The organism is Anaerolineales bacterium (assembly GCA_030583885.1).
GTDB lineage: Bacteria > Chloroflexota > Anaerolineae > Anaerolineales > Villigracilaceae > Villigracilis.
In genome coordinates this window covers 135,628-153,263 of the sequence record CP129480.1, presented here as the reverse complement: position 1 = coordinate 153,263, position 17,636 = coordinate 135,628, and the positions used below count along the sequence as shown (strand labels likewise).

At 52.8% G+C, this 17,636-nt stretch carries 18 protein-coding genes; 17 read left to right on the top strand and 1 reads right to left on the bottom strand.

Annotated features, from left to right (window positions below):
- From QY332_00825 to QY332_00745, 17 genes are all read left to right on the top strand, one after another.
- Window positions 1-798 carry a class I SAM-dependent methyltransferase gene (locus QY332_00825; protein ID WKZ36466.1) on the top strand — a complete coding sequence of 266 codons (798 nt, stop codon included), beginning with the start codon at window positions 1-3 and terminating at the stop codon, window positions 796-798.
- Window positions 799-806: 8 nt separating this feature from the next.
- A complete protein-coding gene (gene pseB, locus QY332_00820) occupies window positions 807-1,817 on the top strand; it encodes a UDP-N-acetylglucosamine 4,6-dehydratase (inverting) (GenBank protein ID WKZ36465.1) in 1,011 nt (336 codons plus the stop codon).
- Between the two features lie 83 nt (window positions 1,818-1,900).
- On the top strand, window positions 1,901-2,812 hold the full coding sequence (locus QY332_00815) for an SDR family oxidoreductase (GenBank protein WKZ36464.1): 912 nt from the start codon (window positions 1,901-1,903) through the stop codon (window positions 2,810-2,812).
- Window positions 2,813-2,967: 155 nt separating this feature from the next.
- Complete coding sequence (locus tag QY332_00810) at window positions 2,968-3,324, top strand: DUF4260 domain-containing protein (protein WKZ36463.1); 357 nt, start codon at window positions 2,968-2,970, stop codon at window positions 3,322-3,324.
- Between the two features lie 60 nt (window positions 3,325-3,384).
- Window positions 3,385-4,455 (top strand): N-acetylneuraminate synthase family protein, encoded by a 1,071-nt coding sequence (locus QY332_00805; GenBank protein ID WKZ36462.1) that lies wholly within the window; start codon window positions 3,385-3,387, stop codon window positions 4,453-4,455.
- A gap of 45 nt (window positions 4,456-4,500) precedes the next feature.
- A complete protein-coding gene (locus QY332_00800; GenBank protein ID WKZ36461.1) occupies window positions 4,501-4,896 on the top strand; it encodes a four helix bundle protein in 396 nt (131 codons plus the stop codon).
- 24 nt (window positions 4,897-4,920) lie between these two features.
- Window positions 4,921-6,018: a glycosyltransferase family 4 protein gene (locus QY332_00795; protein WKZ36460.1), complete on the top strand. Its 1,098-nt coding sequence runs from the start codon at window positions 4,921-4,923 to the stop codon at window positions 6,016-6,018.
- A 1-nt stretch (window position 6,019) separates the two neighbouring features.
- Complete coding sequence (locus QY332_00790; protein WKZ36459.1) at window positions 6,020-6,784, top strand: AAC(3) family N-acetyltransferase; 765 nt, start codon at window positions 6,020-6,022, stop codon at window positions 6,782-6,784.
- A gap of 66 nt (window positions 6,785-6,850) precedes the next feature.
- Window positions 6,851-8,176 (top strand): DUF4910 domain-containing protein, encoded by a 1,326-nt coding sequence (locus QY332_00785; protein WKZ36458.1) that lies wholly within the window; start codon window positions 6,851-6,853, stop codon window positions 8,174-8,176.
- A complete protein-coding gene (locus QY332_00780; protein ID WKZ36457.1) occupies window positions 8,173-9,051 on the top strand; it encodes a glycosyltransferase family protein in 879 nt (292 codons plus the stop codon). The genes QY332_00785 and QY332_00780 overlap by 4 nt, the downstream gene beginning before the upstream one ends.
- A gap of 108 nt (window positions 9,052-9,159) precedes the next feature.
- On the top strand, window positions 9,160-10,065 hold the full coding sequence (locus QY332_00775; GenBank protein ID WKZ36456.1) for a glycosyltransferase family A protein: 906 nt from the start codon (window positions 9,160-9,162) through the stop codon (window positions 10,063-10,065).
- A gap of 131 nt (window positions 10,066-10,196) precedes the next feature.
- Entirely contained in the window at window positions 10,197-11,147 is a 951-nt protein-coding gene (locus QY332_00770) for a glycosyltransferase family A protein (protein WKZ36455.1), read from the top strand.
- Between the two features lie 79 nt (window positions 11,148-11,226).
- A complete protein-coding gene (locus tag QY332_00765; GenBank protein ID WKZ36454.1) occupies window positions 11,227-12,714 on the top strand; it encodes a hypothetical protein in 1,488 nt (495 codons plus the stop codon).
- Window positions 12,715-12,784: 70 nt separating this feature from the next.
- On the top strand, window positions 12,785-13,378 hold the full coding sequence (locus QY332_00760; protein ID WKZ36453.1) for a hypothetical protein: 594 nt from the start codon (window positions 12,785-12,787) through the stop codon (window positions 13,376-13,378).
- 39 nt (window positions 13,379-13,417) lie between these two features.
- Window positions 13,418-13,864 carry a hypothetical protein gene (locus tag QY332_00755; GenBank protein WKZ36452.1) on the top strand — a complete coding sequence of 149 codons (447 nt, stop codon included), beginning with the start codon at window positions 13,418-13,420 and terminating at the stop codon, window positions 13,862-13,864.
- 19 nt (window positions 13,865-13,883) lie between these two features.
- Entirely contained in the window at window positions 13,884-14,912 is a 1,029-nt protein-coding gene (locus tag QY332_00750; GenBank protein ID WKZ36451.1) for a sulfotransferase, read from the top strand.
- A 3-nt stretch (window positions 14,913-14,915) separates the two neighbouring features.
- On the top strand, window positions 14,916-15,911 hold the full coding sequence (locus tag QY332_00745; protein WKZ36450.1) for a Gfo/Idh/MocA family oxidoreductase: 996 nt from the start codon (window positions 14,916-14,918) through the stop codon (window positions 15,909-15,911).
- 29 nt (window positions 15,912-15,940) lie between these two features.
- On the opposite strand, the gene QY332_00740 is transcribed toward QY332_00745, so the two are convergent.
- On the bottom strand, window positions 15,941-17,548 hold the full coding sequence (locus QY332_00740) for a hypothetical protein (GenBank protein ID WKZ36449.1): 1,608 nt from the start codon (window positions 17,546-17,548) through the stop codon (window positions 15,941-15,943).
- Window positions 17,549-17,636 lie beyond the last annotated feature (88 nt).

Genomic DNA, 17,636 nt, shown 5'->3' with positions numbered 1-17,636 from the left:
ATGCCAAAATATACCGGCCCTCAATACATCCCAGCAAGCCATTATAAGGATTCATCCAATCTCGATGCGCGGATCGCAATCCATAAACACTTCAGCACGAACCCGTATGGCTGGTTCAACTGGATGTTCGATGCATTTGCCTCGCTGCCTGAAGATGCAAAGGTATTGGAACTGGGCTGCGGTTCTGCTGAACTTTGGAAATCGTGTGCGGGTCGAACCCCTGACGGTTGGAACATCACATTGACCGATCAGTCCGACGGCATGCTGGATTCGGCGTGGCGTAATCTACTGCCAACAGGACGCAGTTTCAAATTCGAAAAGGTGGACGCACAATCCATTCCCCATGCGGACAAGATCTTCGATGCCGTGCTTGCCAATCACATGCTGTATCATGTGCCGGATCGAAAGCAGGCATTAATCGAGATCAAACGTATTTTGAAGGATGACGGTGTTTTATTTGCAACCACCGTTGGTGCAGGCCATATGCGGGAAATGTGGAATTGGATCGAACGGGCGGGCGGCAGCAGGCAGGGAATGGTCGCCTTGTCATTTACACTTGAAAACGGAAAGGAACAATTACAGGAGCACTTTCTGCGTGTAGAATTGAACCGCTATCCTGACAGCCTGCGAGTCCTGGACGTTTCCATGATGATGGCGTATATCCGCTCGATGGCGTCCGCTTCCGATTTGCAGGAAGATCAATTTCAACTCATTGAACGGGAGTTGAAGGAATCCATCGAAAAGTACGGCGAAATATTCATTGAAAAAGATTCAGGTTTGTTCAAAGCCTTGAAATAGGAGAAAATATGGATTGGAAAAAACAGGTTGTGCTTATCACGGGCGGGACCGGCTCGTTTGGCAAGAAATTCACGAAAATTCTGCTGGAGGAGCATCAGCCGAAGAAGGTCATTATCTTCAGCCGCGACGAGTTGAAACAGCATGAAATGCGGGTGGGCGGCTATAACCATCCCTCGCTTCGTTATTTTATCGGTGACGTGCGTGACCGTGAGCGTCTCGTCCGCGCGATGCACGGGGTGGATATTGTTGTCCATGCGGCGGCGTTGAAGCAGGTTCCCGCCTGCGAATACAACCCGATGGAAGCCATCAAGACCAACATCATGGGTACGGCGAACGTCGTCGAAGCCGCGCTGGATGCAGGTGTAAAGAAGGTGCTCACCGTCAGTACGGATAAAGCTGTCAGCCCGGCGAATTTATATGGGGCCACAAAACTGGCGGCGGAGAAGTTGACGATCCAGAGTAATGCCTATGCCGGGGGCTCGGCCACCCGCTTCTCGTGCGTCCGATACGGGAATGTCGTCGGGAGTCGCGGTTCGGTGGTGCCTCTCTTCCTCAATCAACGCGGCAATGGAAAAATCACCATTACCGATGACCGCATGACGCGCTTCTGGCTTTCGCTGGAACAGGGCGTGCGTTTCGTCATCCATTGCATCGAACAGATGGAGGGCGGCGAGGTCTTCATCCCCAAGATCCCCAGCACAAAGGTGACCGATCTCGCGAAGGCCATTGCCCCCGATGCGGAGCTGGACATCATCGGGATTCGCCCGGGCGAAAAACTGCATGAGATGCTCATCTCTGAAGATGAAGCGCGTCATACCATCGAACTCGATACGATGTTCGTGGTACAGCCCGCGGAAGCCACATGGTTCGGTTATTCATGGAAGGACAGGGGCAAACCCCTTGCCGAGGGCTTTTATTATTCGAGCGATAACAACACCGAATGGCTGGATGTGAAAGGCATCAAAAAGTACGTCGCACCATTTGAAGATTTGTTCGCACAGGGTAAACTTGAGGGATAAGGAAAGTGTCAGGTATCGAGTGTCACGTGCCAGGTGAAAACCTGTTGCCTGACGCCTGGAACCTGACACCTGGAACCTGACACATGAAACTATTGATCACAGGCATTAGCGGTTTGCTCGGCCTCAACTTCGCACAGGAGACGATGGGCGCGCATGATATCATTGGCGTGGACCGCGGCAAACTGCTCCGCGCGCCATTTAAGCTCGTAAAAAAGGACCTGCTCGACGCGGATGCTGTGGACTTTGTCCTTGACTCTGCCAAACCTGACTGGGTGATCAACTGCGCGGCTCTTGCGGACCTCGAAACCTGCGATGACAACCCCGACCTTGCCAAACGCCTCAACACGGACCTGCCCCGCCGGCTTGCACGCGCATGCCGCACGCGTGATATTCCCTTCGTCCACTTCTCCACCGATGCCGTCTTCGACGGCGAGAAGGATGGTTTTTACACCGAAGAGGACAATCCCAATCCGCTGAGCGTGTACGCCAAAACCAAATTGGAAGGGGAGTGGGCGGCGCTGACGGAAAACCCGAGTGCCATTGTGGCACGCGTTAATTTTTATGGATGGAGTTTGAGCGGCAAACGAAGCCTCGCGGAATTTTTCCTGAACAATCTGGCCAACAATAAAAGCATGAGCGGTTTTACCGATGTTGTCTTTTGCCCGATGCTGGTGAACGATACAGCCCGCGCCCTTGTAAAAATGCTGCAGCGCGGCTTGAACGGGCTCTATCATGTTGTCGGTACGCAGGCCATGAGCAAATATCAGTTTGGCGTGGAGATCGCCCGAAAGTTCAGCCTGCGCGAGAGCGACATTACGCCCAAGTCCGTTAGTTTTTCAGGCTTGCTGGCGCGCCGTTCCAACAATTTATGGCTTTCCGCCCACAAGTTATCCACAGATTTGGGTGAATCTTTCCCGGAATTTTCCACAGGTTTGAACGAGTTTTACACACAACACCAGCAGGGTTATCCACAGAAAATCCGCAGTTATCAATAACGATAGCGCAGTTGCCAGTTCGGTGAGCTGATTTATCCACACCCAACCCGCTGGAAATCGGCTTTTTTCCACTGAAAACCCACCAGTTCCTCGCAAAAATTGCCATATTACCCATAGTTATCCACAGTTTTTATAAAGTTGTCCACATAGGAACCATGAAAAATTTACTCAAACTCGAGGAATTCCTGCTCTTCTGCCTTTCCCTGCTCCTTTTTTCAGGATTGGATTACTCTTGGGGATTGTTCGCCTTGCTCTTCTTTGCCCCAGACCTGAGCATGCTCGGCTATCTGGCAAATCCCCGCCTCGGCGCCTGGACCTATAACCTGATCCACCACAAAGGGCTTGCGGTTACGCTGTATGTCTTGGGCTACCTGCATTTCCCTCCCTGGCTCATGTTTGCAGGGACGCTCCTGCTCGCCCACTCCAGCTTTGACCGTGTCCTCGGCTACGGCTTGAAACATGAAGACTCCTTCCAGAACACGCATTTGGGGAGGATTGGGAGATCATTTTGATTTGTCACCCTGAGCGATAGCGAAGGGTCCCTGACATGGCACAACTACCCGGAGGACAAAATGGAAATCAAATTTGGCAAGCGTACGATCGGTTTGAACCGCCCGACCTATTTCATTGCGGATATCGCTGCCAATCACGATGGCGACATGGAACGCGCGAAGAAGTTGATCCGCCTTGCCAGGGAAGCGGGCGCGGATGCGGCAAAATTCCAAAACTTCGATGCACCGAAGATCGTCTCGGATTATGGCTTCAAAGCCATGAGCGGCGGGCAGGTCTCGCATCAGGCAGCCTGGAAAAAATCCGTGTTTGAGGTGTATCAAGGCGCGTCCATTCCGTTTGAATGGTCCATGACGCTGGTGGAGGAATGCAATGAAGTCGGCATTGACTATTTTTCCTCCCCTTATGATTTTGAAGCGATTGATTTCCTTGACCAATATGTGGAAGTGTACAAGGCGGGTTCCGGCGAGATTGACTGGATCGAAGCCTTGGAACGCATGGCATCCAAGGGCAAGCCGTTCTTTGTTGCCACAGGCGCTTCGGATATTGGCGATGTGCAGCGCGCTGTCCATGCGATATTGAAGATCAACAAGCAATTGGTCTTGATGCAGTGCAACACCAATTACACTGCCAGCCCCGACAACTACGACCATTTGCATATTAATGTTCTAAAAACTTATGCAGCCATGTTCCCCGATGTGATCCTCGGCTTGTCCGACCACACCCATTCCGTTGCCCCGGTCCTCGGCGCAGTGACGCTGGGCGCACGTGTGATCGAGCGTCACTTTACGGACAGCAATAACCGCGAAGGTCCCGACCACAAATTTGCAATGAACCCTGAAAATTGGGCGAAGATGGTGGAAGAGACCCGTCTGCTCGAACGCTCGCTTGGCTCCCCAGATAAGTTCATTGCCGAAAATGAGCAGGAGACGAAAGTTGTCCAACGCCGCTGTCTGCGAGCAGCGCGCGACATTAAGGCTGGTGAAGTATTTACGCGAGACATGATCGATGTGCTGCGTCCCGCCACGATCGGTGCGATCAAGCCGCATGAGATCGAGAATGTCATTGGCACGAAGGCGTTTCATGATATGCCGCTCGGTAAAGAGTTGCGCTGGACGGATTTGGGTGGGTAAAAAGTTCCATGTGTCAGGTTCCATGTTCCAGGTCAGGAGGTCGAGATGGCTGCGATTACAAAGTTTGAAGACCTGATTGCGTGGCAGGAAGCGCGGACATTGGTGAAGTGGATATACAAGGTCACCTCCAATGGAACCTTCGCGAAGGATTATGGGATGCGCGACCAAATTCAGCGCGCGGCGGTTTCCGTGATGACCAACATTGCCGAGGGATTCGACTGTGAGTCCACGGCGGAGTTTGCGCGCTTTCTTGGCATTGCCCGCCGTTCAGCTGTGGAGGTTCAGTCTTTGTTGTATGCTGCTTTAGATGTCGAATACATTGATCAGGAAGTTTTCAAATCTCATTATGAGCAGGCAAAAAAATGCAAAGCCTTGATTGGTGGTTTGAAACAAAGCATTCTTAAGAATCCACGCCGCAACAATGCGCCATCTCGCGCCTAAAACTTGGAACTTGGCACTTGGAACATGAAACTCATTTATTTCTCCCTCGGCTACTCCACGCACGATCACCGCTTTCTCAAGGCCATCACCGATGGAGGACATCAGGCGTTCTTCGTCCAGCTCGAAGGCAATCTGCGTCAAGTCGAAGACCGCCCCGTCCCTGAACATGTACGTCTTGTGACCTGGAAAGGGGGGCGCGAACCGTTCCGCTGGAGCAAACTCCCTGCGCTGGTGCTGGATTTCAAACGCCTCCTTCGCGACCTCAAGCCTGATCTTGTCCATGCAGGTCCGATCCAAACCTGTGCCTTCATCGCCGTCCTCGCTGGCGCGCATCCGCTTCTGACGATGTCGTGGGGATTCGATCTTATGGATGACGTGCATAGAAATAAATGGTGGGAATGGGTCACACGTTACGTATTGCGCCGCACGGACTTTTTCACGAGCGACGCCAACGTCACAAAAGACAAGGCTGTTGCCTGCGGCATGAACTCCGAAAAGACCATCGTCTTCCCTTGGGGCGTGGATTTGGAACATTTCAGTGTTTCAACGTTGAAATGTTCGAACGTTTCAACGTTTACACTTTTTTGCAATCGCTCCTGGGAAACCCGCTACGGCGTGGACGTGCTTGCGCGGGCGTTTGTCAAGGTGGCACAGCAAAAAGATAATGTCGATTTGATTCTGCTCGGCGGCGGCTCGCAGGGCGCACATATCCGCAAGATCCTGCAAAGCGGCGGCGTGCTGGAGCGGGTCACCTTTGGCGGACAGGTCTCACAGACCGACCTCCCGCACTGGTATCATATGGCGGATGTGTACATCTCGCCCTCGCACGTGGACGGTTCGTCCGTTTCGCTGATGGAGGCGCTGGCATGCGGGCTTCCGTGCCTTGTATCGGATATCCCAGCCAATAAGGAGTGGGTTGTGGAAGGGGAGAACGGCTGGCTGTTTCGTGACGGGGATGCGGATCATCTGACGGAGAAGATTCTCGCGGCGATGAGTCGGCGGGAGAATCTGCCCGGGATAGGCAGGGCAAGCCGAAGCGAGGCAGAGATGCGCGCGGATTGGAAAAAGAACGCCGGGGCGTTGATGCAGGTCTATCGAAGCCTCGTCGAAAACAGGAGTTGACATGTTGATGTTTGAAAAACTGGTGGAAGGATTTCGCGCATTGGGCGTGGAGCAAGGGGACACGCTGCTGGTGCATAGTTCGTATAAATCGCTCGGCGACGTGGACGGCGGAGCGCAGACGGTGGTGCGGGCGTTGGAGTCGGCCTTGGGCACGGACGGGGATGGGACGCTGATCATGCCGACGTTCAATTTCGATTTCAACAAGGGCGTGCCGTGGGATGTGCGCACGACGCCGTCGAAGATGGGCGTGCTGACCGAACTGGTGCGCACCGACCCGCGCGCCAAGCGGGTGTTTCATCCGTTCTATTCGTTTGCGATTTTGGGAAAGCACGCCGAGATGCTGGGAAGTCTGCGCTACAAGAGCGCGTATGAACGGAATTCGGTGTTCGGGAAATTACGCGACCTGGATGGCAAGATCATGGTGATCGGGTTGTCGTATAACAACAGCATGACGTTCTTTCATCACATCGAGCAAATGGAGGGCGTGGATTATCGCTTCCTGAAGCAGTTCACGGGCGAAGTGACGGACGAGAACGGGGTCACGTATACCGATACGTTCGAGATGCTTGTCCGCGACGTGGACAAGGGCGTGCTGACGATGGTAGACCCGATGGGCGCGTTGATGGAAGAGCACGGTGTTATTAAATCATCGAAAATCGGCGATGCGGATGTGAAGTTGATGAAGGCGTATGAAGTCTATGAGTTCACGGCGCGCGAGATGAAGCGCGATCCGTTTTTGTTGTATTACATCAAGAAGGATGAATAATCCGCAGATTTCACAGATTTTGAAGACCAATCTGCGCAATCTGTGAAATCTGTGGATAAATTTTTTATGAAACCCTATCCATCCCTCAAATCCATCCTCGCGGAATTCTTTCCTCTGCACCGCACCCTCGCCTCTGATGACCATGATAAGACCTTGGAGATCGTCGGGTCGTATATGCCCGATTCATCGAATTGCACCATCGAGACCTACGCGCCGCTGACTCCCGTCTGGACGTGGAACGTGCCTGAGCGATATGTTGTTCATGAAGCGTATCTCGAAACCGAAGATGGGGAACGGATTGTTGACTTCAAAGACAATCCGCTTCATATCGTTTCGTATTCGTTGCCCGTTGATAAAGTCCTGACCTTTGAAGAACTCCAGCCGCATTTGTGTTTCAACGAGAAACGTCCGCATGCCGTGCCGTGGGTCTTCAAATACTACGAACGTGACTGGGGCTTCTGCCTGCCCAAGAACGCTTTCGATAAACTTCCGCGCGATAAAAAGTATCACGTGGTCATTAAATCGGAGTTCATTACCGACCGCGCACAGGGTTTCAAAGTTGCCACTGCGGTCGTCCACCCCGAAGGCGGACCGAACCCCGAAGCGGGCGTGTTCCTTGTGCAGGCACACACCTGTCATCCCATGCAAGCCAATGACGACGGCGCGGGCGTGGTCAGCGCGATCGAATTGGCGCGGCGACTCGCCGAGAATCCGCTTCCCGCGGGCTCGATGAGTGTCCGCTTTTGGTTTGGACCCGAGACCATCGGCACCATCGCCTGGCTTGCGCACAACGAGTCGCTCATCCCAAATCTGCGCGGCGGAATCTTCATGGAGATGACAGGCAATCAAAACCGCATGGCGTGGCATCACACACGCCAGCATAACCATCTGCTCGACCGTATCACGCATCACGTTTTACGCGACACGGGTCATGATGAACGTGATTTTGCCGCCCACCCCGCCAACGATGAACGCATCATCAACGGACCGGGCGTCAACGTGCCGTGCATCTCGCTCAACCGTTTCCCCTACGACGAGTATCACACCACCGATGACAATCTCGACATCATCCACGAAGATATGCTCGTCGGGGCGGCGGAGGTTGCCGAACAGATTATCCGCATCTATGCCAGCAACTACATCCCGAAGCGCACATTCCGCGGCCCCGTGTTCCTCAGCGGTCACGGTCTCTGGGTCGATTGGCGCGAGAATTGGGCGCTCAACCGCGCCATCGAAAAGATCATGATGCGCTTCGAAGGCGAAGACACGATCTTCGATATCGCCGAGCAGGTTGGACTGGAATATAAAACGGTGCGCGAGTACGTCGAAAAATTCCGCGCGAAGGGATTTGTGACTGCCCTGCCGATTCCCTCTGAAGGGCAGGCTTCATGAAACCACGTGTTATTGCCATCATTCAGGGACGCATGTCCTCCTCACGCCTGCCCGGCAAGATACTCGCAGATATTGCGGGTCAACCCATGTTGCAGCGCGTCTTTGCGCGGACCTCGCGGGCTGCCACGGTTACCGAAACCGTTTTCGCCACAACAACGGATTCATCCGACGACCCCGTAGCCGAATATTGTGACTTCAGTGGAATCCCCTTCACGCGCGGCAGTCAATTCGATGTGTTGGACCGTTATTATCAATCTGCAAGACAAATGAAAGCGGATGTGGTCGTCCGCATCACCGCGGACTGCCCCATCATTGATCCTGATCTGATCGACGATGCGGTCAACGCCATCTGGGGACGGTTTGAGGGAATGCCGAATCCGCTGGAAGATTTGGGGCGTCCGCTTCTCCCCGATGAACTTGTCTTTGCCGCGGACTTCGTCTGCAACCGCCTGCCGCCGCCCTGGCATCGTACTTATCCCATCGGCTTGGATGTGGAAGTCTGTACCGTTGAAGCCTTGAAGAAAGCCTGGAAGGAAGCCAGGGAACCCCAGCATCGCGAACACGCCATGCCGTACTTTTACGAAGGAGTGGAATTGAATAAAATTAACCGCGGACTGGAATACGGCGTCTCCCCGCGCGGATATCGCATCGCCCTGCTCCATCACACGGCAGACTTCGGCGATTACCGCTGGACGGTGGATACCCCCGAAGATTTGGAATTTATGCGGGAAGCCTACGCTTGTTTCAATGGACGCGATGATTTCACCTGGAAGGAAGTGCTGGGTTTAGTCCACGATAACCCTGAGTTGATGAAGATAAACTCAGGTGTGCAGCATAAAACTTTGAAAGATGTTGATAAGCGCGCACTAAAATAATGTCGTTGTGAGGAGCCGCAAAGCGGCGACGAGGCAATCTCAAGCAACCTGTACCTGTGAGATTGCTTCGGGCTTGGCCCTCGCAATGACATGAGCTCTAATGAAATTATGCCTCTACTAACCTTATTCTCCGCCCCAAAGCCCTTCACCGATCCGCACATCGCGATGATCCAGTTCAACGCCATCAAATCGTGGACCTTGCTGCCTGATGTCGAAGTCATTCTGCTCGGCGAAGAGACAGGTCTCGCTGAAGTTGCGCGCAAATTCGGCGTGAAACACATCCCCAACGTGGCGTGTAATGAATCTGGCACGCCGCTGATCTCGTCCATGTTTCAGCTGGCGCGTGAAAATAGCCAAAGCGAATTACTCTGCATCGTCAACGCGGACATGGTCCTCGTGCCCGATTTTGTCGAAGCGGCGAAACAGACTGTGAAGTTGAAGGATAAATTTGTACTGCTTAGCCAGCGTTGGGATTATGACATCACAACTGCAATGGATTTCACCATGGGGTGGGAGTCGATGCTGAGGGAATCTGTCAGAAAACAGAATCAGCTTCACCGTCCCGCAGGAAGCGATTTCTTCCTTTTCCCGAAATCCTGTTATATGGATATTCCTGATTTTACGATTGGAAGAGCAGGCTGGGATAATTGGATGATCTACAAGGCGCGTAAGGAAGGCTGGGCGGTCATTGACTGTACGCCATCCATTATGGTCGTGCATCAAAACCATGACTATTCCCATTTGCCCAATGGTAAGCCGCATTACGAACACCCTGAAACCAACGAGAACATCCGCCTCGCAGGCGGGCAGGCGAACATCCGTTACACGATTTTGGACGCGACGCATCAATTGGTTGGTGATAAACTTATCCGCCCGAAGATGTCATCCGCGCGTTTTACACGTAAGGTTGAGTTGTTTCTTCGTGCGCTATTTTTCTTTTTGCCTGAGAATGTGATCGAGAATATTGCCAGACCAAAGCGCTGGCAGAAAAGAATTAAAAGGATTTTAAAATAATCCCGCTGGTTGAGTAGAGACGCGTGTTCGTCGCGTCACATATCGAAACCAGCAATTTCAATCAAACATAAAGTTTTCAAATAAGTGGTGGTTTCGACTGCTTGCGTCTCAACCACCGGAGTATGGTTAAAATGCGAAAAGGTCAAAACCCCGCCAAGACTGCGAAATCTGTAGCCAAGCCTGAGCGCGTCACGGTTGCTTTGTTGAACTACATCCCCTTCCTAAGCGGATTCTACGCCGAGACACTGGATGTGTTGAAAGTATCGCTTGAGTCCATGCGTAAGGATGCGGGGCTGCCATTCGACTTGATGGTCTTCGATAACGGTTCGTGCACCGAAGTGCGCGAGTATCTTGTGAATGAAAAAGAAGAGGGACGCATTCAGTATTTGATCCTCTCCGAAAAGAACATGGGCAAGGGCGGCGCGTGGAATGTGATGCTGGCGGGCGCGCCCGGCAACATCATCGCCTATACTGATGCGGATGTTCTGTTTTCCCCGAATTGGCTTTCGCGTTCCGTGGAAATACTCGAAACCTTCCCAAACGCCGGCATGGTGACAGCGCGTCCCTTCCGCACACCGCCTGAGTTTTATGAATCGACTGTCAAATGGGCGAAGGAAAACGCCACACTTGAAGAAGGTCAATTCATCCCGTGGGAAACCTTCCTTGAATTCAATCTCTCGCTCGGGCAGACCGATGAAGAGAATATAAAAGTATATGCAGAGACGAGAGACTGGAGAATAGTCTATAAAGGCGTAATTGCGATGGCCGGCGCATCGCATTGGCAGTTCACAGCGTACAAATCCACGCTCCAGCAGTTCCTGCCCTTTGACATGGAGAAGCCGATGGGACAAGTCCGCCAGTTGGATAAGCGCATGAACGACGCAGGCTTGCTGCGCCTGATGGTTTCCGATCCGCTGGCGATGAATATGTCCAATACGCTGGGGTATTTGCGCGGGGAGTTGGGGAAAAGAGATAGGGGGAAGAAGAAAACAGGTTTGGGTAAACGAGTGTTGGAGTTGCCACCCATTAAGAAGATGTTGTTGGCGGTGTATAACAAGATCTTCAGTTGGTATTATTCATAAGAGTAGCCTGTTGGCTCTATTCCTGCGCGATTCTTTCCTTTGACTATCCGACCATTTGACTATACGTCCACCTGACTAAATGACCAAACGCATCTTCATCTCCGCCGACCACGGCATGGCAATCATTTACTTTCTGCAAAGCGACGTTGTCCCGGCGCTTCTCGATGCGGGCGTTGAAATCGTCGTGCTTACCGATGATGACACCAAAGAAAAAATCGCCCAGCGTTTCGCGCGCCCAGGTCTCACTTTCGAAGCTCTGCGCCTCAAACAAGCGAACGAATATGCAAAAAAAGTTCAACCAAGAATCCAGTGGCTGCTCGGCTACCTGCGCCGCGTCGGCGGTTCGCGCCGCATCAACACCGAAGCCATGGACAGCCACATCTGGGAAGTCTGGGCGGAGAACGGCTGGAAATTCCGTGTGGGCATTTGGATTCCCTCCGCGCTGATGATTCTCCTCCTGCGGAATTTTTCCTTCGCCCGCAAGTTTTTGATTCGGCTGCAGAACCGCTTCACGCCTACCCCGGGCTTGTACACTGACCTCTTTGAAAAATACCAACCCGACATGGTCATCGCCTCGACCCCCGGCTGGCGCATGGACCGTTATCTCCTGCGCGAATCCGCCCGACGCGGAATCCCAAACATGACCGTCATCGTGGGCTGGGACAATTCATCGTCGTACAACGTCAGTGGCGCGGATGTGCAGTGGGCGACGTGTTGGTCTGAGTTGCAAAAAGAAGAACTTGTCAAAGGTTCGGATTGGAACCCCGAACATGTGCATGTGGGCGGCATCCCCTCATATGACGGATACTTCCGGGAGCAGTGGCTCATGCCGCGTGATGAATATTTCAAACTGCACAATCTTGACCCCAAACGCAAGTTGATCTCGTACGCCAGCAGTTTTGTCCACTTTGCGCCGAACTTCCCGAACATCGAAGCGCTGGCGAAATTGGTGTCATCTGATTCACTGGCAGAGCCTTCGCAATTGTTGATCCGCTTGCACCCGAGTCATTTTCAAGACAAACCGAAGATCTTTGCAGATGAGCGCGCGAAAGTTTTTGAGTTGGAGAAAATATATCCCAATGTGCATGTTGTCCAGCCTGTCGCGTTGGGCGGATCGCTCGGCTACTACGGCGGCGAAGACATGGACGAGAAATCGTCCATGATGGCGTATTCGGATGTGGTGGTGACCGTCTATTCGACGATGCTGGTCGAGACCGCCGTCCACGATACCCCAATGATCGCCGCGACAATCGATGTCCCTGGCGGGTGGAATACCGTTCGCGCCGCGAGTAGCGACAAGTCACTACGAGACGGCGAGCCGAATAAATTCTCACTCTCCCTCAAAGAGATCGGTGACTGGCCAACGCACAAACGTTTCCGCCAAGCAAAAGCGGGTCGTGTAGCCAAAAATGAAAAAGAATTGTTCGAAGCGCTGAACATGTATCTGCAAGACCGATGTGTCGATTCTGCTGAGAGGCGCAAATTCATCGAAAACGAAATCACCTTCACAGATGCAACCTCTGGCAGGCGGACGGCGGAATTTATTTTGAAGGTGTTGGGAACATAGATCAAGCGCGATAGAAACCTTTGTGTGCCTTCGTGAAACTTCGTGATAAAAATACCGCCTTGGAGAAAAAATGCATAAGAATTATGTAACCTTCCTTTCCATCCTCGTCATCACGGTCCTGTCCGCCTGTGGATCTGCTGAGCCGGCCATAAGCGCCGAAGATATCGCAAATACGGCCATGGCGGCTGCGTGGATTTCCATTACTCAAACACAGGCGGCGCTTCCTACAGCGACGTCCATTCCGCCCAGCTTTACGGCCGAACCGACCTTCACCCCGCCACCGACCCTGCAGCCGATCCCGACCCTCGCGCCTGCCACGCTGGCAGCCGGACCGACAATCGATCCATGCAATCAAGTCCCTCCTGTTGAGCCGCAAGGGACGCTGGTCACTGTCGAGTTCGAGAATCAATCGGGAGGCAGCCTCAATCTTGCGTTTGGAATGAATACCCCAAACGATAGAAATGAATGTGTGACCTATTCATACACGCTTGGCAATTCGACAGTCTCATCCACAAAGGTGCTGGCAGGATGCTATTGGGGTTACGGCTGGGTGACGGCAAAAGAGCCGTCCGTTGCAAAATCCGGTTCCTCCCTTCTGTGTCTCACAGATCCCAGCCTGATCTATCATGTCGTGATCACGAAGGAAAGGATAGAGTTCAAATAGCCCTGAAGAGGCTCTCTGATTCCGATTACCAGCCATGTCATGAATGAAAACCGCCCCATGTTCCTCTTCTACTTCTCCATCAGCCTCGCGATTGCCTCCAGTGCGTTTTACCATTTTGTCGCCAAGAGCACGCCGCACAACATCAACTTCACCGTCTCGTTATTGGTGACATACGCCGTCGCGTTTGCGGTCACCCTGTTCGGTTTCTTTTTCTACCCAACCACAAACATCGTCTCCGACCTCAAACAACTCAACTGGGCAAGCATCGGACTCGCCATCGCCATCGTCGGCATCGAATTCGGCTTTCTGCTGGTTTATCGCTCAGGCTGGAATTTGGGAATTGCTGCGGTACTGGTCAATGTGGTTGCATCCCTGATCCTCGTCCCTGTGGCAATTCTGGTTTTCAAGGATAAACTTACCTGGATCAATATTGCGGGGATTTTTGTCTGCCTCTTCGGGCTTCTCATGTTAAACTGGAAGAAATAATCTGGAGACCCAACCCCTCATGCTTTCCCGCTTAAAGTCTGCCGCCCGTATTTTGCTTAAAGGCGAAATAAAAAAGAAAAACCGCAATCCCATCCCTGCCATCGCGCCCGAAGAAGTGGCGGAGATCAAGCAGTTCTTCCCGCGCGACAAGTTCTTCATCCTCGGGCATGCCCGCTCGGGGACGACCCTGCTCATGCGCCTCGCGCGCCTGCATCCCGAAGTCCACTGCAATTATCAGGCGCACTTCTTCACGCGCAAACCGCTGTTGAAAGCTCTTGTGGATTCCGCCGAGATCGAAGAGTGGCTGACGCGCAAATCCAACCGTTGGAATCACGGGCGCGACCTCTCGCCGCTCGTCCTGCGTGCCGCCGCCGACTTCATCATGGAGCGAGACGCCGCCCGCGAGGGCAAGCACATCGTCGGCGACAAGAGTCCCTCCAGCGTGATCCATGGCCAGGTCGTGCGGGACATGCAGGCGTTATATCCCGATGCGAGGATCATCAACATCGTCCGTGATGGGCGGGATGTGTTGATCTCGGAACGCTTCCGCAACTTTGTCGAAGAATCCAAATTTCTGACCGCCGAAGACAAACGCATCATTTCGGACCTGAAAACAGATCCTGTTCCCTTCGGCGACGGCCGCCGCTCGATCTTCACCGAAACCTTCATCCGCAACATCGCCTCGCGTTGGGTCAACGACCTGACTGAGACCGATGCCGAAGCGAATCAACTATATGGTGAGTATTATCATTCCCTTCGCTACGAAGACCTTCTCAAAACTCCGTTTGAAGAAATGACAAAACTGTGGAAGTTTTTAGGTGTGAAGAAAATAAATACATCGCTTGAGAAGCAGATTCAAACCGAAATGTCATCCAACCCCGATGAGCAGTGGCAGGCGCAGCGTAACGAAGGTATCGCATCCTTCCTCCCAAAAGGACAGGCTGGCAACTGGCAGCGTTTGTTCACGGATAAAGACAAGCACATCTTTAAAGAAATTGCGGGTGAAATGTTGATCAAATGGAATTATGAAAAAGATTTGTACTGGTGAAAAATGAAATACCTAATTACTGGACTCGGATCCGTGGGACGTCGTCACATGCGGAATTTGGTCGCCCTCGGCGAAACGGACATCATCCTCTACCGCACGCACAAGGCGACCCTGCCCGATGACGAACTTGCGGGCTACCCTGTCGCAACCGATCTGACAGAGGCGTTGAAAAAACACAAGCCCGATGCCGTCATCATCTCAAACCCGACCTCCTTGCATTTGGATGTCGCCATCCCCGCTGCCAAGGCGGGCTGCGCCATTTTGCTGGAGAAGCCCATCTCCCACTCGATGGAGCGATTGGATATCCTGCAATCTGCTGTTGAAAAGAGCGGGTCGAGGGTGCTGGTTGCATTCCAATTCCGCTTTCACCCCGGGATGGTGAAGACAAAACAATTGGTTGAAAACGGGGAGATCGGGCGTGTGGTGTCGGCACATGTCCATTTCGGCGAATATCTGCCGGCATGGCATCCGTGGGAGGATTACCGCAAGGGGTACGCCGCACGCGCGGACATGGGCGGCGGTGTGGTGGCAACGCAATGTCACTCGCTGGATTACCTGCCGTGGCTCGTTGGTAAAAGGGTTGAAGCCGTGTGGGGGTTTACTGACAAACTCAGCGACCTCGAAGTCACTGCGGACGACACCGCGAAGATCGGTCTGCGTTTTGAGGATGGCGCGTTGGGCAGCCTGCATCTTGATTACAACCAACAGCCGCCCGAGCATGAATTCCGCATCATCGGTACGAATGGCACGATCAAGTGGAATGTAGCCGACGGCGCAGCGCGAATCTACCGACCGGAGAAAAAAGATTGGGATGTGTATCCGCTTCCGGCGACGTGGGAGCGTAACGTCATGTTCCAGGAACAGACGAAGCATTTTGTGGGTGTTGTCAACGGCAAAGCAGAACCCTCCTGCACGCTGGAAGATGGAATTCAAGTGATGAAGGTCATCATGGCGGTGCATGAATCTCAAAAGGCGGGGCATTTGGTGCAACTGGATTAAGCAAAATACGGCGGGCAGACCGCCGTATTTTATTGGTTTATTTTATCCCACAGGATGTTCGATGAGTCGCTGCGCAGATAAACTTTTATTGCGGGGGCGATCGCTGCGTACACATATTCTTCAAGGTAGGGGGCGGCTTCCCCGCCTGTCCCCGCCCAGATGGATACGATCACATCCGGTTTGAGTTCCCCAAAGGTGTGGGCGTAATCCCACTTCATGTGTCCGGGGCGCATGTTCGGAATGTCAGGGATGCCCATTGGCGTGCGGACGTTCTGATGCGCGATGTAAGGATCTGCCTTGCCGAGGATGTCAATGGCGTAATGGTCTGGCAGAAGATATGGGATGGTGCCTGCGCCAATGACTGCGACAGATGCGCCGGGCCTGGTTACTTGTTCGAGCGAGATTGCGATTTGCAGGTTGCGGTCATTACCGGCCACATAATCGGGGCGGCGGGACAGGTTCCAACGTTCGATGGATTTCCATTCGCCGATCAGGGCATTGAAATTCAGGAGGGAAAAAGCGAATACGATGACGAAGACTGCCCTCCGGCCAGCCTCAAACACAAAGCCTTCGTGACCCTTCGTGTCCTTTGTGTTTAAAAATACCACCGCCCTTTTGAGCAGTTCCACCACCGACCAACTGAACGCGGCGAAGAACAATGGCATGGCAATGACGATATAGCGGTTTGCACCGCCGTGATGTTCCCATGCATCTCCACCGACGTATACCGAGTAGGCGATCTGCACCAGCAGGATAAGTGCGAGCAACGTCACTTTCCAATCACGGCGGAAGAGAAAGAGGGTGAGCGGCAGGAACATCAGCACCCAATTCGAGAAATAAACGAACTGGACCAGGGCGTATAATCCGCGCAGGATTTTGAGCGTATTGTTCCAGCCTTCCACTTTCAGATAATAGGTATTCGGAAGCCATTCGCCGTAATAGGAATAGCGGGCAAGTGTCTGTGCGCCGAGGAACAGGATGAGCAAGCCGAGTCCCCAGACAAGGTGTCGTTTGCGGTTTTCATTTTGTGTGAAGAACAAAACGGAAAGGATGACAAGATACGGCAGTGCCATGTCAAGGCGGACGAGGGTGGAGATTGCAAGCAGGCTGTAGATCCAAATATTGAAACGGTGTTCGCTTTTCAATGCCATCCACACCGTCGTGCTGACGATGGCTGTGAGCAGACTCACCTCCATGCCGAGCAAGCCGAACGAGTTGAGCGGAGCGTAGAATGCGGTCAATGCAACAGCAGAAAGCATCGCGAGCGGGTCATCGGTAAAATGTTCGATGATCTTCCGTACGAAAAACAGGTTCAAGATCAGGAGCGAAGCGCCGAGGATCTGGATGTAGAGTCCCGTCTCGTTTAATCCAATCGGGAAGAAATGCACGATTGACATGATCCCCACCCAAAGCGGATTGGTGAATCCCTCTACGCGTTCGCCTGCATTCCACACGGCACCCAGCCCGTGTGCAAGGTTGTAGGCATAGCGCATGGAGATCATGGCGTCGTCGAAAAGGACGTAATAGGTTTGGCCATCGATCACAAAACTTGTTGCACCGATGTAGCGATAACAGTAATAAATGTACCCAAAAACGAGCAGGGTAAAGAGTGCATTTTTCAAAAACTTCGTGTTCATAGCTTTGGGATTATACTTGCCCTTTCAAAATTCAGCGGATGAATTTTGGAGTATAATGGCGTCTGTTGAAAATCAAAGACTTCCGAAG